15 protein-coding genes are annotated in these 20,658 nt (G+C 72.3%); 4 read left to right on the forward strand and 11 right to left on the reverse strand.

Features of this window, described 5'->3' with window-relative positions; translation table 11 throughout:
- Window positions 1–211: 211 nt before the first annotated feature.
- Window positions 212–3,973 carry a S8 family serine peptidase gene (locus tag AB0G56_RS17190; RefSeq protein WP_360969877.1) on the forward strand — a complete coding sequence of 1,254 codons (3,762 nt, stop codon included), beginning with the start codon at window positions 212–214 and terminating at the stop codon, window positions 3,971–3,973.
- Here the strand turns inward: AB0G56_RS17190 and AB0G56_RS17195 are convergent, their stop codons facing one another.
- From AB0G56_RS17195 to AB0G56_RS17205, 3 genes are all read right to left on the reverse strand, one after another.
- Window positions 3,974–5,491 (reverse strand): APC family permease, encoded by a 1,518-nt coding sequence (locus AB0G56_RS17195; RefSeq protein ID WP_360969879.1) that lies wholly within the window; start codon window positions 5,489–5,491, stop codon window positions 3,974–3,976.
- 175 nt (window positions 5,492–5,666) lie between these two features.
- Window positions 5,667–7,034: an aspartate aminotransferase family protein gene (locus tag AB0G56_RS17200; protein ID WP_360969881.1), complete on the reverse strand. Its 1,368-nt coding sequence runs from the start codon at window positions 7,032–7,034 to the stop codon at window positions 5,667–5,669.
- Between the two features lie 69 nt (window positions 7,035–7,103).
- A complete protein-coding gene (locus AB0G56_RS17205) occupies window positions 7,104–8,576 on the reverse strand; it encodes an aldehyde dehydrogenase family protein (protein ID WP_360969883.1) in 1,473 nt (490 codons plus the stop codon).
- 251 nt (window positions 8,577–8,827) lie between these two features.
- On the opposite strand from AB0G56_RS17205, the gene AB0G56_RS17210 reads away from it, so the two are divergent.
- The gene (locus AB0G56_RS17210) at window positions 8,828–9,445 is read left to right on the forward strand and encodes a TetR family transcriptional regulator (RefSeq protein WP_360969885.1); all 618 of its coding nucleotides are present in this window, start codon (window positions 8,828–8,830) and stop codon (window positions 9,443–9,445) included.
- An 83-nt stretch (window positions 9,446–9,528) separates the two neighbouring features.
- On the opposite strand, the gene AB0G56_RS17215 is transcribed toward AB0G56_RS17210, so the two are convergent.
- The 7 genes from AB0G56_RS17215 to AB0G56_RS17245 all read right to left on the reverse strand — a co-directional run bounded on the left by AB0G56_RS17215 (window position 9,529) and on the right by AB0G56_RS17245 (window position 17,053).
- Window positions 9,529–10,455, reverse strand: a complete 927-nt coding sequence (locus AB0G56_RS17215) for a LysR substrate-binding domain-containing protein (RefSeq protein WP_360969887.1) — start codon at window positions 10,453–10,455, stop codon at window positions 9,529–9,531.
- A gap of 40 nt (window positions 10,456–10,495) precedes the next feature.
- Window positions 10,496–11,884, reverse strand: a complete 1,389-nt coding sequence (locus AB0G56_RS17220; RefSeq protein WP_360969888.1) for an MFS transporter — start codon at window positions 11,882–11,884, stop codon at window positions 10,496–10,498.
- A 65-nt stretch (window positions 11,885–11,949) separates the two neighbouring features.
- Complete coding sequence (locus tag AB0G56_RS17225; protein ID WP_360969890.1) at window positions 11,950–13,419, reverse strand: aspartate ammonia-lyase; 1,470 nt, start codon at window positions 13,417–13,419, stop codon at window positions 11,950–11,952.
- Window positions 13,416–14,591 carry a M20 family metallopeptidase gene (locus tag AB0G56_RS17230; RefSeq protein WP_360969892.1) on the reverse strand — a complete coding sequence of 392 codons (1,176 nt, stop codon included), beginning with the start codon at window positions 14,589–14,591 and terminating at the stop codon, window positions 13,416–13,418. Before AB0G56_RS17230 ends, AB0G56_RS17225 begins: the two co-directional genes overlap by 4 nt.
- A 23-nt stretch (window positions 14,592–14,614) precedes the next feature.
- Window positions 14,615–15,289, reverse strand: coding sequence for a DUF1028 domain-containing protein (locus tag AB0G56_RS17235; RefSeq protein WP_360969894.1), 675 nt, complete (start codon window positions 15,287–15,289; stop codon window positions 14,615–14,617).
- Window positions 15,286–15,756 carry a RidA family protein gene (locus AB0G56_RS17240; RefSeq protein ID WP_360969896.1) on the reverse strand — a complete coding sequence of 157 codons (471 nt, stop codon included), beginning with the start codon at window positions 15,754–15,756 and terminating at the stop codon, window positions 15,286–15,288. The genes AB0G56_RS17235 and AB0G56_RS17240 overlap by 4 nt, the downstream gene beginning before the upstream one ends.
- A 10-nt stretch (window positions 15,757–15,766) precedes the next feature.
- Entirely contained in the window at window positions 15,767–17,053 is a 1,287-nt protein-coding gene (locus tag AB0G56_RS17245) for an NAD(P)/FAD-dependent oxidoreductase (RefSeq protein ID WP_360969898.1), read from the reverse strand.
- A gap of 253 nt (window positions 17,054–17,306) precedes the next feature.
- On the opposite strand from AB0G56_RS17245, the gene AB0G56_RS17250 reads away from it, so the two are divergent.
- Window positions 17,307–18,386: an alkene reductase gene (locus AB0G56_RS17250; RefSeq protein WP_360969900.1), complete on the forward strand. Its 1,080-nt coding sequence runs from the start codon at window positions 17,307–17,309 to the stop codon at window positions 18,384–18,386.
- Window positions 18,387–18,583: 197 nt separating this feature from the next.
- Entirely contained in the window at window positions 18,584–19,870 is a 1,287-nt protein-coding gene (locus AB0G56_RS17255) for an MFS transporter (RefSeq protein ID WP_360969902.1), read from the forward strand.
- 101 nt (window positions 19,871–19,971) lie between these two features.
- On the opposite strand, the gene AB0G56_RS17260 is transcribed toward AB0G56_RS17255, so the two are convergent.
- Window positions 19,972–20,580: an XRE family transcriptional regulator gene (locus tag AB0G56_RS17260; protein WP_360969904.1), complete on the reverse strand. Its 609-nt coding sequence runs from the start codon at window positions 20,578–20,580 to the stop codon at window positions 19,972–19,974.
- Window positions 20,581–20,658 lie beyond the last annotated feature (78 nt).

A 20,658-nucleotide genomic window follows, 5' to 3' on the forward strand; every position in this document is an offset into this window, starting at 1 on the left:
CTCCCGGACGTCCGAGGCCCTGCTCCCGGACGTCCGAGGCCGTACTCCCGGACGTCCGGCGCGCGGCGAGAAGCGGCCACGGCGTAAACCCGCCGCGCACCAGATCACTCCACCGCTCCCCGTTCTGCCAAGGTGACGCCACGGCAGCACCGACAACTTCCGGCACACCTCTGCCCGTTCACTGGTGTCCGGTCCTCACTCAGGGAGAGCGATGCGTCCGATATCGCGTACGGCACTGGGAGCGGCCACAGCCGCCGTCCTGGCCGTCACCGCGATCGCACCGTCAGCGGCAGCGCCGCAGGACGGTCCGACCGCGACGAGACCACTGACCGGCAGCACGGCCACCGCCACGGCCGGACAACCGGTCACCCTCACCCTGGTCACCGGCGACAAGGTCCTGGTGCGCACCGACGGTTCGGGGGCCGCGTCGGTCACCGCGCTGCCCCGCCAGGACGGCTCCGTGCCCCTCCTGCAGACCCGGCAGTCGGGCAAGGACCTCTACGTCTACCCCGACAGCGCCGCGCGGGCGCTGGCCGCGGGCAAGGTCGACGAGGAACTCTTCAACGTCACGGGACTCATCCGGCAGGGCTACGACGACGCGCACACCAGCGCGCTGCCGCTGATCGCCGTCTACGGTCAGGCCGCGTCCCGCACCGCGACCGCCACCCCCCGCGGCGCCAAGCGCGGCCTCGTCCTCGACGCCATCGACGGCGTCGCGCTCAAGGCGGACAAGGCGAAGGCCGCCGACTTCTGGGCCGACGTCACCGACACCCGCTCCTTCTCCGCCTCCGGCCTGAAGAAGCTCTGGCTCGACCGCAAGGTCCAGGCCACCCTCGCCCAGTCCACCCGGCAGATCGGCGCCGACCGCGCCTGGGCCGCCGGATACACCGGCAAGGGCACCAAGGTCGCGGTCCTCGACACCGGCGCCGACGCGGAACACCCCGACCTCAAGGGCCGGATCTCGGCCGCGGAGAACTTCACCGACTCCAGCACCACCGACGACCACCAGGGCCACGGCACCCACACCATCTCCACCGTCGGCGGCTCCGGTGCCGCGAGCGACGGCAAGGAGAAGGGAGTCGCCCCCGGCACCGACCTGCTCAACGGCAAGGTGCTCAACGATTCCGGCTCCGGCGCCGAATCCTGGATCATCGCCGGGATGCAGTGGGCCGTGGACCAGAAGGCCGACGTCGTCTCCATGAGCCTCGGCAGCCCGGAGCCGACCGACTGCACCGACCCGATGAGCGTCGCCGCCGAGAAACTCGCCCAGAGCAAGGACACGTTGTTCGTCGTCGCGGCAGGCAACTCCGGCCCGGCGCTCAACACCGTCTCCTCGCCCGGCTGCGCCCCCGGCGTGCTGACCGTCGGCGCCGTCGACCACGACGACTCCACCGCCCCGTTCTCCAGCCGCGGACCCGTGATCGGCGCCCACACCCTCAAACCGGAGATCGCCGCCCCCGGCGTCGACATCTCCGCCGCGGCCGCGGGCGGCCGGGGCATCTACGCCTACCGGTCGATGTCCGGTACGTCGATGGCCACCCCGCACGTCGCGGGCGCCGCCGCCCTCGTGAAGCAGCGCCATCCCGACTGGACCGCCCAGCAGGTCAAGGCCGCCCTGGTGTCGTCCGCGAAGAGCGACATCTCCGGCGACGTACGGGAGACCGGCGCCGGCCGGCTCGACGTGAAGGCCGCCATCGACACCACCGTCGTCGGCGCCCCCGCCGTCCAGGCCGGCACCTTCGCCTGGCCGCAGGACCGGAGCGACCGCACCACCGTCACCCTCCCCTACACCAACTCCGGCACCAAGCCGGTGAAGCTGTCGCTGAGGGTCCAGGGCGTCACCGGGAACGACGGCTCCCCGGTCAGCTCCCCCGTCGCCGGACTCGACGCGCAGACCGTCACCGTCCCGGCCGGGACCACCGTGAAGGTCCCGCTGCGCATCGACCCGACCGCGCACCTGAAAGCCGCCCAGTACGGCGACGTCACCGGCCGGGTGCTGGCCACCGCGTCCGGTGGCGTGAAGGTCTCCACCCCGTTCTCCCTCTACGTCGAGCCGCAGACCGTCACCCTGCGCGTCAAGCTGATCGACCGTACCGGCGCGCCCGCCACGGGCTCCTCCTCGCTGGACGTGATCGGCACCGACACCGCCGGCGGCGAGCGCCGCTTCAACGAGGGCGCCGCCGACCAGGTCTACCGGCTGCGCCCCGGCGCGTACTTCGTCTCCGGCTTCGTCATCACACCGGATGCCGCGGACGCCACGGGCAGCATGGCCGAGTCAGTCGCCTATCTCGCCCGGCCCCAGATCGACGTCACCAAGGACACCACCCTGGTGCTCGACGCCCGCACGGCGCACCGGCTCCGGATCAAGACCGCGGACCACACCTCCGAGAGCCGCTCCACGACCCTGGCCTTCGGCCGTACCTGGGGCGGGACCTGGCTGCACTCCGGCTCCCTCACCGGCACCGGGAGCGTCCGGAACTACCTGGCGGACGTGCGGGGCAAGGCACACGACGGCGACTTCGAGTTCACCAGTTTCTGGCGTGCGTACGCCCCGCAGATCCAGAAGCTGTCGGTCGTCGGCGGCGCGGACCTGCACCCGAGGACGGCGAGCACCGGCTCCGTCAACCTCGACGGAACCGGCGAGGCCGCGCTGGTCGACGCGGGCACCGGCACCCCCGACGAACTGCGGGCCGCGGGCGTCGCCGGGAAGATCGCGCTGGTCGAGGCCGGCGACGACGGTTTCCTGGGCACCCTGGCGCGTGACGCGAAGGCCGCGGGCGCGAAGGCGATCCTCGCCCACCGTCCCGCCGCCGGCCCCTGGCAGCCGTCCGTCGGCCTCGGCCGGGCGCCGCTGCCCTCGCTCGGCATCGAGGCGGACGAGGCCGCCGCGCTGAAGGCGGCCCTGGCCAAGGGCTCGGTGAAGCTGCGCTGGCAGGCCACCGCCGGCAGCCCGTTCGTCTACAACCTCGCCTTCCCCGAGACCGGTCCGCTCACCTCGGACCGCACCTACCAGGTCCGGGACAAGAAGCTCGCCTCGGTCAGCGCGACCTACGAGGCGATGGGCGTCGCGACGGACTACGTCGACACGATGGTCATGGGCCGGCCGTACGGCGGGGTGTTCTCCGCCGCCACCGACTCCGTCGCCGTCCCCGGCAAGCGCACCGAGTACTACTCGGCGGGCGACAGCACGTGGACGCGCTACCTCTCCTCCAGCTTCCCCTGGGGGGAGGCCATGGCCGACCGGACACGTACCTACACCGCCGGCTCGAAGCGGGCGGAGAACTGGTACCGGGGCATCCCGGCCCCGGCCGCCCCGCGCGACGCCGCCGGCAAGCTCCAGCTGGCCGCCGAGCGGCAGGACAACCTCATCGGCGTGGCACCCGCCTTCTGGGGTGACACCGAGCACATGGGCATCCAGGGCTCCTTCGGTGACGTCGGCAGCATGCAGCTCACCAGCGGCGGCAAGGTGATCGGCGAGACCGGGTGGCCGTCCGGCACCTTCACCGTCCCCGCCGAGGACGCCGCCTACGAACTCACCCTGTACACGGCGAAGTTCGGGCAGCCCGCCGCCGTGTGGAAGCGGTCCGTCCAGACCCGGACGGTCTGGAGGTTCCGCTCCCACCGGGACGAGAACGTCTACTCCCAGGGGATACCGCTGCTCTTCCCGAACTACGACCTGGACACGGACGGGCTCAAGACCCTCCCGGCGAAGGACGGCCAGACGATCGGACTGAGCGTCACCGGCCACGCGGGCTACACACCCGGCAGGCTGATCGCCGCCAAGGTCTCGTACTCGTACGACGGCGGCGCGACCTGGATTGAGGGCACGACCTCGCAGCACCACGGCCGCTGGACCGCGACCGTGGACCACGCGGGCGCGGCCGGCAAGTCCGTCACGCTGAGGACCGAACTGACGGACGCGGCCGGCAACTCCGTCCTCCAGACCGTGACCGACGCGTACGCCGTGCGCTGATCACGTGCTGACCGGCCCGCCGGGCGGACTCTCCCGCGGGGGAGAGTCCGCCCGGCGGGCCACCACTACGCCGACGGCACCCACGATCAGCAGCGCGGCGACGGTGCCGAGGGTGAAGGTCTCGAACGAGGCGCGGGAGATACCCCAGACGTCGTGGAAGGCGTAGCCGATGCCGAAGAGGTGTTCCAGCACCCCGGGGAAGAGCGCCGACCAGGACCCGATCAGGATCCAGGCGTAGACGAGCGCCGCGCAGAAGAGGAAGCCGCGGGTGCCGAAGGGGACGCGGTAGGGCCGCGGGACGTCCGGTCGGCGCAGGCGCAGCAGGACCAGGGCGGGCACGACGACCAGGTAGGACAGCAGCAGGGTGGTGACCGCGACGGTGAGCACCACGGCGAAGACGTCGGCCGCGTCGCCGTTCGCGAGCCGCATGGCGGCGAGCATGAACACCGTGGCGACGACTCCGGAGAGCAGATTGGTGCGCACCGGGGTTCCGAGCCGAGGGTGGAAGGCGCCGAGGGCGCGGGTGAAGAAACCTCCGTCGGCGGCGGCCATGGCCTGCATGCGGTCGCTGACGATCATCCAGGCGCTGCCCTGGGTGAGCAGGGCGAGGACGAACATGACCGCGGTGATCTTCAACAGGGGGCCGGCCGCGACGCCGTAGACGCCGAAGACCAGGCGGGCGCCTTCCATGAAGCCGCCGATGCCGGTGACCTGGCGGGCGGGTACGACGGCCAGCAGGGCGAGGACGGGCAGCAGGTAGCAGCAGGCCGCGACGGTCGCGGAGCGGCCGAGCGCGGCGGGCACGTCGGCCTGCGGGTCGTGCATCTCCTCACCCGCCGCGTTGGGCGCCTCGAAACCGACGTAGGCGAACAGCAGGATCGGCACGAGGGCGAGGAAACCGGCGGTCGTCGGGGTGAAGCGGGTGTCGGCCAGGCCGTGGAAGCCGTGCCGTACCCCGTAGAGCACGGCGGTGAGGGTGAACAGGGCGAGGGCGAGGACCTTCGTCGCCGCGCCCGCCGTGGTGATCCACTTGCCGCGGCGCAGGGAGACCACGGCCGTGAGGATGGCCACCCAGACGAACAGGAGCTTGAAGACGTAGTCGGCCACCGTGCCCGAGCCGAGGTGGAAGACGAAGCCGTCCCAGGTCTGCGCGGCGAGGAAGACCAGTGAACCGCCCAGCCAGATGGGGTTGGTGACCCAGTACATGAGGGTGGTCAGCGCGGCCGCCGGACGGCCGAGGGCGAGCTTGACCCACACGTACGGGCCGCCCTCCTGGGGGAACGCGGCGCCGGTCTCGGCGAAGAGCAGGGCGTAGGGGACGAGGAAGAACAGGGCGATGAACGCCGTCCAGGTGGCGGCCTCGCCGCCGCCGGTGGCGATCTGCCCGACGGTGTCGAAGGAGATGACCGCGGCGATGGCCATGGCGGTGATGTCGAAGCGCTTGAGGCTGCGTTGCAGCGCGCCGCCGGTCTCGGGCCGGGACGCTCGGGGTTCGGTCGTCGAGAGGTTGGAGGACACGGGCAGTTCCTAGGAGGGGAGAGGAGTGACTGCGAGGAGGCGCGGGTGCGGGGCGCCGCTACGGTGTGGGGTCCGTGTCGGGTGGTGCTGGGCCGGGGACATCAGCGGGGGAGGCCCGGTCGTCGCGGGCCGGACCTCCCCCCACTGAGGCCGAAGGCATCGAACGCCTGAGGCGTCAGGCGGCGCGGATCTCGCCGGTGGGCTCGGTGCGCTCCAGGACGCTGCGCAGCGCGGAGGCCGCCTCCTTGGCCTCGGCCTCGGTCATGATGAGCGGCGGGGACAGCACGAGGCTGTGCGCGGAGTCGCGTACGATCACGCCGGTCTCGCGGCGGATGACGTCGTGCGGCATCCGGTCGGGGCGCAGGGGCAGGGGTTCGCGGGTGGCGCGGTCCTGGACGAGTTCCACGGCGAGCATCATGCCGACCGAGCGGATCTCCCCGACGATGGGCAACTCACCGATTTTCGCCTGCAGTTCACTGTGCAGAAAGGCGCCCAGGCTCGTCGCGCGGGCGAGCAGGCCCTCCTTCTCGATGATGTCCAGGTTGGCGGTGGCGACGGCGGTGGCGACGGGGTGGCCGTTGTAGGTGTAGCCCATCGGGAAGCCGTGGTCGCGCAGCAGCGCCTCGGCGACGTGGTCGCCGACCAGGAGCGCGCCGAGCGGGACGTACCCGGAGGTGATGCCCTTGGCCGTGACGATGATGTCGGGGGTGACGCCGAAGTACTGCGCGGCGAACCACTCGCCGACGCGGCCGTAGGCGGTGACGACCTCGTCGAAGATCAGCAGGATGCCGTGCCGGTCGAGGACCTCGCGCACCCGGGGCCAGTAGTCGGCCGGCGGGACGAGCATGCCGCCGACGCCCATGATGGGCTCGCCGATCATCGCGGCGATGTTCTCCGGGCCGATCCGAGCGATGCGCTCCTCCAGCTCGCGGATCAGGAAGTCGGTGACCTGCTCGGGGCTCAGCGGCTGCCCGCCGTACAGCTCGCTGCGGTAAGGCCACGGCGGGGTGAGGTGGGAGACGTGCGGCATCATCGGGGCGAAGCCCTCGTGGTAGACCGGGAACCCGGTGGCCGAGCCGCCGCCGTAGCCGATGCCGTGGTACGCCTTGCTGCGGGCCAGGATCCAGGTGCGGCTGCTCTCCCCGCGCCGGTGGTGGTAGTAGCGGGCCATCTTGATGGCGGCCTCGTTGCCCTCGGAGCCGCCCGAGGTGAAGTAGACGTGGTCCATGCCGGCGGGGGCCAGGGAGGCCAGGCGGGCGGCGAGTTCGATGGCGCGCTCGTTGGAGAACTCCCAGAAGCTGGTGAAGTACTCCAGCTTCCTCATCTGCTCGTGGGCGACGTCGGCGAGTTCGGTGCGGCCGTGGCCGACCTGCGCGAGCCAGAGGCCGCCGGTGGCGTCGAGGTAGCCGCGGCCCTCCGTGTCGGTGAGGCGGCAGCCGGAGCCGGAGGTCATGACGACGCGCTCGGTGGCGCTGCCCGGCAGGTAGGGGTGGATGATGTGCGCCCGGTCGAGACGGGTGAGGTCTGCGGCGTCGAGGGTCATGAGCGGTACGTCCTTCGTCTGTTTCGGTGGTGCGGTGCGGGTTGATCCGGTGTGGTGTGGCCGGTGCGGTCAGGAGTGCGCGATCCAGGTCGTCTTCAGGCCGGTGTACTTGTCGAAGGAGTGCAGGGAGAGGTCGCGGCCGTGGCCGGACTGCTTGAAGCCGCCGAACGGGGTGAACGGGCTGAGCGCGTCGACGGTGTTGACGGAGACGGTGCCCGCCCGCAGGGCGTCGGCGACGCGGTGCGCCCGGCCCAGGTCCCGGGTCCACACGGAGGCGGCGAGCCCGTAGGCGGAGTCGTTGGCGAGGCGGACCGCCTCGGCCTCGTCGTGGAAGGGCAGCACGGTCAGCACGGGGCCGAACAGTTCCTCCCGGACGAGCGGGGCGTCGGGAGCGAGGCCGGTGACGACGGTGGGGTCCAGGTAGGCACCGTCGCGCTCGGGACGCGTACTGCCGCACACGAGGGTGCCGCCCGATGAGCGCACGGCTCGCAGGATCCGCTCCACCTGGGCCTCGTCGACGAGCGGTCCGAGACGAGTGGCGGGGTCGAGCGGGTCGCCCGGCAGCCAGGTGCGGGCGTGCTCCGCGACCCTCGCCGTGAACTCCTGGGCCACGGGCGCCTCGACCAGCAGGCGGGTGTTGGCGGAGCACACCTGCCCGCAGTTGTAGACGAAGCCCCAGGCGGCGCGCTCGGCGGCGGCCTCCAGGTCGGCGTCGGCGAAGACCACGTTCGGGCTCTTGCCGCCGGCCTCCGGCCACACCTGCTTCATGTTCGACTCGGCCGCGTAGGCGAGGAACCGCTTGGCCACGGCGGTGGAGCCGGTGAAGACCAGGGTGTCCACGTCCGGGTGGAGGCCGAGTGCCCGCCCGGTGGTCTCCCCCGGACCGGGTACGACGTTCAGCACACCGTCGGGAAGCCCGGCCGCCGAGGCCAGCTCGGCCAGCAGCAGCGCCGACAGCGGGGACTGCTCGGCCGGCTTCAGTACCACGCTGTTGCCCGCCGCCAGGGCCGGCGCCAGTTTCCAACTCGCGATGTCCAGAGGGAAGTTCCAGGGCACCACGGCGCCCACGACCCCCAGCGGGGAGCGGCGCACCAGGGCGAGGTTGCCGGGCGGGGCCGGGGCGACCTCGTCGTAGAGCTTGTCGACGGCCTCCGCGTACCAGGCGAAGACGCCGGCCGCGCCGGGCACGTCGGTGCCGTGGGACTCCGCGATGGGCTTGCCCATGTCTAGGGTGTCGCACAGGGCGAGTTCCTCGCCGTTCTCCTCGATGAGGCGGGCGAGCGCGAGCAGGACCCGCTTGCGCTCGGCCGGCGCGGTGCGCGACCAGCGGCCGTCCTCGAAGGATGTGCGGGCCGCGGCCACGGCCCGGTCGACGTCGGCGGCCGATCCGGCCGCCACGTGGGCGGTGGTCTTGCCGGTGGCGGGGTTCACGGTCGGGAACCACCGGTCGCCGTCGGGGTCGGCCCACGCGCCGTCGATGAACAGGCGGGTGCGGGGCGTGAGGTCGGCGGCGCGCTGCCGCCAGTGGGCGTACGTCTGCATGCTGTGGCCTTCGATCGCTTCGTGGACGTCATGGCACGTGGGTGAACCGGTGCCCGTCCGGATCCGGTGCGGCCGGGGTCGTCTCAGGTGCCGCCTCGAATCGGTGGGCGAGGCAGCGACGAGGGGCTCGGCAGCGAATGCCTGCGCCGGTTTCTTTGAGTCGAGATTCAAACAATAGGTGAACCGACCGTCAATGCTTCTGTCGGAAACTTATTGCGAAGGCTGATGTCTGTGACAGAGAATTGGCCGCCATGGGGAAAGCCGGCAGACCACGCAACCAGACGGCACGCAGGCAGGCCCTCGTCTCCGCGGCGGGACGGGCCATCGCGGAGCGCGGGCTGGAGGGGCTGCGCATCAAGGACATCGCGGACGCGGCAGGCGTCTCCCAGGGATCGGTCCTGTACTACTACCCGGAGCTGGACGACCTCGTCCTGGAGGTGCACCGGGGCGCGGTCGAGAGCTACCTGGACTCGCGGCAGCGGGCCTACGACGAGGCACCCGCCGAAGGGCCCGCGGCGCGGCTGCGGGCCCTGCTGCACAGCGGCCTGCCGAGCATGACGGAGGACCCGGTGCACGGGCTGCTGTACGAACTGCACCGGCGCGCCGGCCGCAGCCCGGGCCACGCCGAGCTGATGACCTCCCTGTTCGCCCGCGAGGTCGCGCTCTACACGACCGCCCTGGAGGTCGGCGCCGCGACCGGGGTGTTCACCCTCGCCGCGCCCGCGCACGACCTGGCGCACGGGCTGGTGGCCCTGGAGGACGGGTACGGCCTGCACATCGTCAGCCGCAACGCGGCCCTGCGCCCCGAGCGGGCCCAGGGGCTGGTCCTGGCCCATGCGCGGGCGGTGACGGGCTGCGCCGAACTGTAGGGGCCGGTCCGCCGGAGCCTGGACGAGTGCAGAGCCCGGTCCGCCCGGAGGCTGGAGGCTCAGCCGGCGTCGGTCCCGGACGCTCAGTCGGCGTCGGCCCCGGCGGCGATCTCCCGCAGCAGGTCCATCACGGCGCGCGAGCGGGCGGTCTGGCTCATGCCCCCGAGAGTGGCGATCTTGACTTCGAGGGCGGGGCCGCCGTCCCGGAGCTGGAGTTCCGCGACCTCGCCGCCGCCGTAGGTCTGACTGGTCGCGGGCCGCTGGTTGAGCACCGAGTAGCCGAGCCCGCGGGCCACCAGGGAGCGCACGGTCTCGTAGCTCTGGGTGCGGTAGCGGACGTCGGGCGCGGTGCCGGTGGCGGCGACCAGCGAGCGGAAGTAGTCGCGGCTGTGGGGGAGGTCGAGGAGGACGAGGGGTTCGGCGGACAGCTCCGCCAGCTCCACACTGTCCTGACCGGCCAGCGGGTGGCCGGCGGCGACGATGACGTAGGCCGGGGCGCGGGCGATCGTCTCGCTGTGCAGCTCCGGATCGGCGGACAGGCCCAGGCCGTAGGTGAGGGCGAAGTCGATGCGCCCGGACGCCAGGGCCCGGACGAGCTGGTCCGTCTCCGCCTCCACCACGTCGATCTCGATGCCCGGATGGCGCCGGGTGCACTCGCTGAACAGAGGTGGCAGGTAGGAAGGGGCCAGGGTCACGAAACAGCCGACGGCGACCGGCCCGGAGAGGGTCTCGCCGTCTCCCCGGGCCTCCCGTTCGATCTCGCGGGCGCGGGCCAGCAGATCCCGCGCCTGCTGCCGGAGCCGCTCCCCGGCGGGGGTGAGGGTCAGCCCCCGGCCCCGCCGGCGGATGAACAGCTGCACCTGCAGGTCCCGCTCCAGGTTGTAGACGGCCGTGGAGACGGCGGACTGCGCGATGTGCAGCTCCGCCGACGCCTCCGTCATCGACCCGCGTTCGGCCGCCACGAGGAAGTAGCGGAGCTGAACGAGCGTGAAACCCACTGGTGCCGTCATACGTGACCCTTGCGCCTGGTGACCGGTGCCGGTGCCGACCCTATGCGGCACTGTCCACCGGGGTCTCGCGGGCCGGCCCCTCGGCCACGTCCTCGGGGTGCAGCAGCGCGCACCCGGCGGTCTCCCGCAGGGTCAGGGCGGCGATGAGACCGGCGAGGGCGAACACCATCAGGTACGGGCCGGGCACCAGGGTGGAGCCGGTCGCGGAGATGAGCACGGTCATCAGGTACGGCACGGTGCCGGCGAACAGGGCGGCGGTGATGTTGTACGAGATGGACAGGCCGCTCTGCCGGGTGCGGGTGGGGAATGCCTCCGCCGACCACACCGCGTACGTGCCGAGGATCGCCGCCAGGATCACGCCGAGCAGCAGACCGGCGACCCAGGTCCCGGCGAGCCCGGTCCGCATCAGCCAGAACGCCGGGGTTGAGACGACCAGCAGGGCCGCCGTCGCCCCGACGAACACCGGCTTGCGCCCGACCCGGTCGGACAGCATGCCGAACAGCGGCACGAGCGCCAGCCCCAGCAGCGAGATCACCGTGGACAGCAGGGCGGCGCTGTCGGCCGAGTGGCCCAGGTGGTCCGTCTCGTAGGTGACCAGGTAGGTCAGCACGGCGTAGAAGGGCACGTGCATGGCCGCCATGAGGCCCGCCGTCTGGAGGAGCTGCCGCTTGTGCGAGCGCAGCAGCTCGCGCACGGGGCTGCGCGGGACCGAGTCGCCGGCCTCCAGCATCCGGAACTGCGGGGTGTCCTCGATCTTGCTGCGGATGACGAAGCCGATGACGCCCAGCGGCGCGGAGACGAGGAAGGGAATGCGCCAGCCCCAGGAGGTCAGCTGGTTCTCGTCGAGCCCGGCGGACAGCAGCAGGAAGACGAACGAGCCGGCGAGGAAGCCCAGCAGGGAGCCGGCCTCCAGCCAGCTCACCCCGAATCCGCGGCGGCGCCGGGGCGCGCTCTCGGCGAGGAAGCTCGCCGCGCTGCCGAACTCGCCGCCCGCCGCGAAGCCCTGGACCAGGCGCAGGACCAGCATGAGCACCGGCGCGGCGATGCCGATCGAGGCGTAGCCGGGCAGCAGGCCGATCGTCAGGGTGGCACCGGACATCAGGAAGATGACCAGCGACAGGGTGCGCTTGCGGCCGATCCGGTCGCCGAGCGGCCCGAACACCAGGGCACCGATGGGCCGGATGCCGAACGACACGGCGAACACACCGAACACGGCGAGCAGCCCGGTCGTACGGTTCTGGGACGGGAAGAACACGGTCGCGACGGTGCCGGCGAGATAGGCGTAGGCCGCCCAGTCGAACCAGTGCACGAACACGCCGACGGCACCCGCGATGACGCTCCTGCGCAGTGCGACCACGTCGGTTCCCGCCTCGACGTCGGTCCTCGTGTCCGCCCTGTCATGCGTGTCGGCGCTGTTGTAGGTGCGCATGCGCGCCTCCTTGGGGGATGGGTGGAGAAGCGGTGGCTGTGCGGGTGCTGCCGACGCCGTGCCCTTCAGAGCACGGGCAGGCCGGTGAGGGACGCGGGGCTGGTCAGCTCGCGCAGTTCCGCCTCGGTCAGCAGCTCGCGCTCGCGCACGAGGTCGAGCGCGGGTCTGCCGGTGTGGTGGGCCTCCAGCGCGAGGGCGCAGGCGGTCTCGTAGCCGAGTGCGGGGCTGAGCGCGGTGACGAGCCCGACGGAGGCCGCCACGGTCCGCGCCAGCCGGTCGCGGTTGGCGGTGATGCCGCGTACGCAGTGTTCGGTGAGGACCGTGATCCCCGCGGTGAGGTGGGCGAGGCCGGCGCTCAGACTCCGGAACACGACCGGCTCGAAGGCGTTGAGCTGGAGCTGCCCGCCCTCGGCGGCGAGGGTGACGGTCACGTCGTTGCCGATGACCTCGAACGCGATCTGGTTGACCGCCTCGGGGATCACCGGGTTGACCTTGCCGGGCATGATCGACGAACCGGCCTGCCGCGCGGGCAGGTTGATCTCGCCGAACCCGGCCTGCGGCCCCGAGGACAGCAGCCGCAGGTCGTTGCAGATCTTGGACAGTTTCACCGCGATGCGCTTGAGGACGCCGGACAACTGGACGAAGACACCGACGTCCTGGGTGGCCTCGATGAGGTCGGGCGCGGACACGAGCGTCGGGATCCCCGTGAGCCGGCGCAAGTGCTCCATCGCGCGCTCGCGGTAGCCCGGGCGGGCGTTGAGTCCGGTACCGATCGCCGTGCCGCCGAGGTTCAGCTCGTGCAGCAGCACCCTGGCCTCGGCGAGCCGCTGCTCGTCCTCGGCCAGGGTGGCGGCGAACGCGCCGAACTCCTGGCCCAGCGTCATCGGTACGGCGTCCTGCAACTGGGTTCGGCCCATCTTCAGCACGTCGGCGAACTCGGCGGCCTTGGCGGCGAACGCCTCGCGCAGAGCGGCCAGGGCGGCGAGCAGCTCGGCGATGTGCGCGTCCAGCGCCAGTTTCACCGCGGTCGGATAGACGTCGTTGGTGCTCTGGCCGAGGTTGACGTGGTCGAGGGGGTGCAGGTCCGCGTACTGGCCGCGGGAGTGTCCGAGCAGTTCCAGGGCGCGGTTGGCGATCACCTCGTTGGCGTTCATGTTGGTCGACGTGCCCGCGCCGCCCTGGATGAGGTCGACCACGAACTCCTCCCGCAGCGCGCCCTCGCGCAACTCGGCGCACGCGCCCGCGATCGCCGAGGCGAGCGTGCCGTCCAGGGCGCCGACCTCGGCGTTGGCGAGGGCCGCGGCGTGCTTCACCGCCGCCAGGGCGCCGATCAGGTGCGGCCGGGCGGCCACGGTCTCCCCGGTGAGGGGGAAGTTGACCACCGCCCGGACGGTGTGGGCACCGTAGTAGGCGTCCGCCGGCACGGCGACGTCACCGAGCATGTCGTGTTCGGTGCGGTACGTGTCTGCGCCTGTGTCTGTGTCTGTGTCGCCGAGCGTGTCGTGCTGGGTGCGCGACCTGTCCGTTCCCGTCATGCCACCGCTCCTTCGTCCGCCGTGCCGCGGTCCACGCCGGTCCACGCCAGCGCGATCGCGCCGTCGAGCAGGGCCCGCTGCGCCGTCCCGCCCACGCAGTACGCGGCGAACTCGTGCTGGTGGTTGGTGGCGGGCAGGGAGCCGATGCCGATGTAGGGGTGGATGGCCGGGACCACCTGCGAGACGTTGCCCATGTCGGTGGAGGCGCGGTTCATGCGCGCGGCCTGGCCGGGCGGCGCGAACTCACGCCCCAGGGCGAGGGCGTTCGCCCGGTAGTGCCCGAGGGCGGACTCGTCCGTACGGAACTCGGCGTACGGCTTGCTCTCCGGTTCGATCTCCAGCTCGCAGCCGGTGGCGAGGGCGCCGGCCTCGAAGGCCCGCATGACCCGCGGTTCCAGCTCGGCGAGTTCGGCGAGCGTCTCCGCTCGGACGTACCACCGGCCGCTCGTCCGCTCCGGGATGGCGTTGGGGGCGTCCCCGGCGTGGGTCACCACCCCGTGCACCCTGGCCGAGGCGGGCAGTTGCTGGCGCAGCAGGCCGATGGCGACCTGGGCCACGGTGAACGCGTCGGCCGCGTTGACCCCGGTCTCCGGATAGGCCGCGGCGTGCGCGGACTTCCCGGTGTACGAGATCCTGGAGTGGCTGACGGCGAACGGGCGGGCCTCGGCGACGTCGACCGGCGCCGGGTGCACCATCATCGCGAGGTCCACCCCGGCGAAAGCGCCCCGCTCCAGCATCTCGATCTTGCCGCCGCCGCCCTCCTCGGCCGGGGTGCCGTAGACCTCGACGGTGAGGCCCGCGTCATCGGCAACGGCTGCGAGGCCGAGCGCGGCCCCCACCGCGGACGCCGCGATCAGATTGTGCCCGCACGCGTGGCCGAGGCCCGGCAGCGCGTCGTACTCGGCGCACAGCGCGATCCGCACCGGCCCGCTGCCGAACCGGGCCAGGAACGCCGTCTCCAGGCCCAGGTAGGACGGGGTGACGTCGAACCCGGCGCGGTCGAGCAGTTCCGGTACGGCGGCGGCGGCCCGGTGTTCCTCCCAGGCGGTCTCCGGGTCGGCGTGCAGCCGCTCGGACAGCGCGATCAGCTCCTCGGCGCGCCGGTCGACCGCCTGCCGGGCCGCCTGCTTCAGCGCGCCCGTCGCGGACCGCTCTTCCGGCGCGTCCTTCACGTACTGCTCTCCTCGCGCGCCCATCACAGGTCGCCCGGGACGCCGTACGAGGGAGCGGAGGCGGGGTCCAGTCCGCGGCGCACGTAGTCGTCCCGCTGCGGCAGCCAGACGTCGAGGAGTTCCCCGAGCCGGTCCACGGGATCATCGGCCCAGTCCACCCGCAGGTCGGTCACCCGCCAGTCCACGTCCGCGACGACCGCCAGGCCCGCGGAGTGCACCGGCCCCTCCTCGCCGCCCGCCGCGACGGCGGCCTTCAGGGCGGCGAGCAGGCGCTCCTCCAGCTCCCCGGACGCCGCCGCGTACGCGTCGAGCAGGACGCCGGGTATGTGCTTGCCGGAGAGCATGTTGCCGGCCGCCACCGCGCCGTCCGCGGTGGCCGAGGCGTACGTGCCGAGCGTGCGCGCGCCGCTGTGGGCGAACCCGGGGCCGCAGCGGCCCAGCACGGTCAGCTGCCGGTACTCGATGGTCTTCGCGTTCCGCCCGGCGCCGGTGACGCCGGCCAGGGCGCGTTCCGCGTCGCCGTGGTCCGCGAGCCCGTCCAGCAGGTCCGTGCCGAGTGTGGGGTCGGTGATGTTCTGCGAGGTCGCCGCGCCGACGCCGGGCCGCAGATGGGTGACGCGGGCGGCGACCGCCGGGGACGACGAGCTGGCCACGATGCCGAAGCGTTCGCCGTCGCGTACCACCAGGGACATGGTCATGCCCGGTCCTCCTCGGGGATCACGGCGATCGCGTCGATCTCGCACAGCCACTCCGGGCGGGCGAGGGCGGAGACCACCAGGCCGGTGGAGATGGGGTGCACGCCCTTGGTCCAGCGGCCCACGGTGCGGTAGACCGCCTCGCGGTAGCGCGGGTCGATGAGGTAGATGGTCAGCTTGACCAGGTGCTCCATGCGGCTGCCCGCCTCTTCGAGCAGCATCTTGATGTTGGCCATGGCCTGCTCGGCCTGGGCCTCGGCGTCGCCGATGCCCACGGACTCGCTGGTGTCGAGGTCCTGGCCGATCTGCCCCCGCACGTACACCGTGTCGCCGGCGACGACGGCCTGGCACAGGTCGTTGTCGAGGCTCTGCTCGGGATACGTGTCGCGTGTGTTGAACGGACGGATCCGGGTGTGCCCGCCGGCGACGATCGGGTCCTTCGCCCGGCGGCCCTCGCTCGTGGACGTCATCAGCTGCTCCTCAGTCGTTCTGGACCGCCGGCGCGACGCCGGGCCGGTCGGTGGTGCCGTACGCGAGGTAGCCCCGCTGGGTGACGATGTGGTCGGCGACATACCTGGCGTCGTGCCACACCCCCCAGATGAAGCTGGACCCGCGGCGGGAGAGCCAGGGCAGGCCCAGGAAGTAGACCCCGGGCTCCGAGGAGACTCCTCGACGGTGGTCCGGCCGGCCCTTCTCGTCGAAGGCGTCGGCCTGGAGCCAGCTGTAGTCGGTGGCGAAGCCCGTCGCCCAGACGATCGAGGTGACGCCGGCCCCGGCCAGGTCGAGTTCCAGGAGGGGGCTGCTCACGCAGTCCGGGTCCGGCCCCAGGACATGGGCCTCCGGCTCCTCGGGGAGGTCGAGCCCGTTGCGCTCGACGTACGCGTCGGCCGCCGCCAGGAACGCGAGGTACTTGTCGTCGCCGAGCGAGATGTTCGTGGCGAGGTCCGGCGCGAAGCGCAGGACGCCGTCCTCGTACGACGCGGTCATGCCGACCAGCTCGACACCGGTGCCGGCCAGGGCACGGAAGTCCACGGTGTGGCCACCGCGGGCGCCGCTGACCGCGATGGTGACGTGTTCGGCGCCCTGGGGCGGCGTCTGCGCGTCCCAGATCCCGAGCACCCCGAGCCACCAGCAGAAGTCACGTCCGCGGTACTGGCGCGGAGGACGGTCGTGCGGGCCGACGGAGAGGAAGACCCGGCGACCGGACCGGCGCAGCTCGTCGGCGATCTGGACCCCCGAGGAGCCGGCACCCACCACGAGGACCGCACCCTCGGGCAACTGCCGGGGATTGCGGTACCCGCTGGAGTGGATCTGCACGGGGACGGCGCCGTCCGGGACGATGGGCGGGATCACCGGCCGCTGGAACGGGCCGGTCGCGGCCACGACGAAGCGCGCGTCGATGGAGCCCTCGGACGTCTCGACCCGGAAGCCGGGCCGGCCGGCCTTCTTGCGCACCGAGGTGACCTCGACACCGCTGCGGACCGGGGCGCCGATCTTCTCGGCGTACGCGACGAGGTAGTCCGCGACCTGCTCCTTCGAGGCGAAACCGTCGGGATCGACGTCGGCGAACTCGAGCCCCGGGAACCGGTCGTGCCAGGCGGGCCCGTTCGCGACCAGGGAGTCCCACCGCTCCGAGCGCCACCGCTCGGCGATACGGTGCCGCTCGAGGACGATGTGCGGGATCCCGTGCGCCCCCAGGTGCTCACTCACCGCGACGCCGGCCTGGCCCGCCCCGACGACGACTACTTCAGTTTCTTCACTGGGCACTTCAGCCTCCACTCAGGCGGTAGTCCATCCCGGTGTCGCGTTGACTGTGCTACCGCACGGGACATCCTTGGACGCGGCTGAAAACCTGTCCAACAGATGTTTCCGTTGAAGGCAATCTGATTTATGGATTCAGGCGTTCCGTCATCAGACTCCGTGATCGAACTCCGTGATCGAACCCCATGATCGACAGTGACGTCCGTCGCAGTCGGCGCATCCGGAAATCCTGATCACGCGGATTCTGTTGCACCCGCACATGAACATCTTCACGCCCGTCTCCCTGGGAGACGTCGAACTCGGCAACCGGGTCGTCATGGCCCCGCTCACCCGGATGCGGTCCGGTTCCTCCGGCGTTCCCGGGGACCTGGTGGTGGAGCACTACCGGCAGCGGGCGAGTATCGGGCTGATCGTCACCGAGGGCACGTACCCGAACCACGAGTCGCAGGCCTTCGTCGGCCAGCCCGGCATCGTCACCGACGAGCAGGTGGCCGGCTGGCGGCGGGTCGCCGAGGCGGTGCACGCCCGCGGCGGGCGCATCGTGATGCAGGTGATGCACGGTGGCCGGGTCACCCACCCGGACGTCAACGGCGGCCGCCGGGTCGTCGCCCCCAGCGCGATCGCGCTCGACGGCGAAGGCCACACGGAGAAGGGCAAGCAGCCCTACCCGGTGCCGCACGCGCTGACCGCCGAGGAGGCACGGGCGGCCCTCGACGACTTCGTCACCGCCTCCCGCCGGGCGGTGGAGGAGGCGGGCCTGGACGGCGTGGAGATCCACGGCGCCAACGGCTACCTGCTGCACGAGTTCCTCTCCCCGGCGTCCAACCGGCGCACCGACGAGTACGGCGGCTCTCCCGAGAACCGGGCACGCTTCGTCGTCGAGGTGGTGACGGCGGTGGCCGAGGCCGTCGGCCCCGGACGGGTCGGGCTGCGGATCTCGCCGGAGCACAACATCCAGGACGCCCTGGAGACCGACCGGGACGACGTACTGGCCACCTACGGACACCTGATGGACCAGCTGCGCCCGCTGGGCCTGGCGTACCTCTCCGTCCTGCACCGGGACCCCGCCGGCGAACTGGTCCAGGAGCTGCGCCGCCGCTTCGACGGCAAGCTCGTCGTCAACAGCGGCTTCTCCTCGCCGACCACGCGCGCGGAGGCGGTGGAACTGATCGAGGCCGCGCACGCCGACGCCGTCGCCGTGGGCCGCGCGGTCATCGCCAACCCCGACCTGGTCGAGCGCTGGCAGGGCGAGCACCCGGAGAACGCGCCGCGCCCGGAACTGTTCTACGCGCCCGGCGCCGAGGGCTACACCGACTACCCGTTCCTCCGGGCGAGTTGAGCCCGGCACCCGTACGCCCGTCCCCGCACCACAGGATGCGGGGACGGGCGCGCGACAGGGCGTGACGCGACCGGGAGACCGCGTGCCGAACGGCTTCACGGCGGTCGGCGGGCAGCCAGGCCGAGAACATCCCGCGCAGTGACCGCAGCGCTGCGGGCTGGCCCTCGACCAGGTCGAGGGCCCTATGGTCGGCGGCCATGGCATCACTCGGCACCACGGAACCCGTCACCCCTCCCCCCTCGCGAACCGTTCTTCCCCGGTCGTACGTTCTCTGGCTCGCGGGGACCTGCGCCTCTCTGGTCGGTGACGCGGCCCTCTACTTCGCTCTCGGCTGGGCCGCCAGTGCCCACGGCGGTCAGGCGGCCGCGCTGGTGCTGACCGCGATCACGCTGCCGCGGACCGTGCTCCTGCTGCTGGGCGGGGCGGTGGGCGACCGCTTCGGCGCCCGCCGCGTGCTGATCACGGGCGATGCCGCGATGCTCGCGGCTGGACTCGCCCTGGCTCTGGCGACCCGGATGTGGGGGACGTCGCTGTGGATGCTCCTCGGGTTCGCCGCTGTGGTCGGGACCGTCGACGCGTTCTGTCTCCCCGCGACGGGATCCATGCCGCGCCGCCTGGTGAGCAAGGAACAGCTCCCCCGTGCGATGGCTCTGCGGCAGGCCGGCGGTCAGGTGGCCGCACTGCTCGGGGCCCCGCTGGGGGCGGCGCTGGTGGCCGCTTCCGGCCTGGGCGGGACGGCCCTGGTCGACGCGGGCAGTTTCGTCGCCGTCCTGGCCGTCATGGTGTGGGTGCGCCCGGCGGCCGGGGCGGAGCGGGCTCCTCGTGCGGAGAGCGTGCTCGCGGGGATCACCGACGGGCTGAAGCTCGCGGCGGCGGACCCCGTCCTGCGCACCGCGTTGCTGCTGACGGCCGCGGCCGCGGCGGCGCTGCTGCCGGCGGTCTCGCTGCTCGGCCCGCTGCTGGTCCGTTCCAACGGCTGGGGGCCGGGAACGGCGGGCCTGGTCGCCGCCGGGCAGGGCGCCGGAATACTCTTCGCCGCGCTCCTGACCGCCCGCGTGGGGCCGGTCCGCCGGATCGGCACGGGCGCGAGCCTCGGCCTGGCGCTCGCCTCGGTGGGACTGGCCGGACTGGCGGCGGCTCCAGCACCTGCCGCAGCCGTTGCCGCGGCAGTGGTCGTCGGTGCGGGGTCGGGTGTGTTCGCGTGTCACATGGGCCCACTGGTACTGGCCGGCGCCCCGGACACACACCTGTCCCGGGTCCAGTCGCTGCTGTCGCTCGTGCAGAGCTCGGCGTTGGTGGTGGCGAACAACGTACTGGGCCGGCTCGCGAACGCCCCCGGCCCCGGGAGCGCGCTCCTGTTGTGCGCGGCCGTCGGCTGCGGTGCCGCGGGCATCGGCCTGACCTCGGCTTCCCTACGGGCTCCACGCGCGGCCGGCCCGACCCCGAGGAGCGGTCCCGGCCGGCGCAACAGCGAGGCGGAGTAAGTACTCTGACGCCCTGTCAGGAGTTGCCGCCGGCGTGCCCGACGCCGATCCAGGCCGCCGCCTTCCCGCCACCGACGCGCGCACGGAGTCTCCCGCTGAGTTCACCGCCGGTTCCCGGCCTGCGGCGATCGATGAGGGTCGGTGCGTACGTGTGCACGCATCCCTTGCAGGCCGAACAGGATGAGAAGCTCCACCACGCCGCCGTCGGCGCTGCCCAGCCAGTGGGGCAGGGACGTGTCGAACTCGGCTGCCTCACCGGGCGGCAGCGTCAGGTCGCGCTCACCGATCACGAGCCGCAGGCGCCCGTTGAGCACGTAGAGCCACTCGAAGCCTTCATGGGTCTGCGGAGTCGGTTCGAGTGGTTCCGGCGGGCCGGGAATGATCATCTTGAACGCGTGCACCCCGCCCGGTCGCCGGGACAGGGGCACGAACGTCATCCCGAATCGCCTGATCGGCTTGAGGTGGATCCGCGGGTCGCCCGTGCGCGGGGCACCCACGAGATCGTCCAGCGGAACGCCGTAGGTACGCGCCAGCGGCAGCAGCAGTTCCAGGCTCGGCCGGCGCTGCCCGCTCTCCAGTCTGGACAGAGTGCTCTGCGACACCCCGGTCGTCGCCGCGAGGTCGGCGAGGGTGATGCCGCGGTCACGACGCAGCGTGCGAAGCCGCGGCCCCACCGCGTCGAGGACGTCGTCGTCCGTCTTGCGATCCATCCGGCCATCTTGCCGTAACCGCAAGATCCCGTGCCAGGTCTCGGGGCGCCTGGCGAGACTGGGCGCGCAGCGGCCCGA

The sequence above is a fragment of the Streptomyces sp. NPDC021356 genome, assembly GCF_040641015.1.
In the GTDB taxonomy this organism is placed as follows: Bacteria; Actinomycetota; Actinomycetes; order Streptomycetales; family Streptomycetaceae; genus Streptomyces.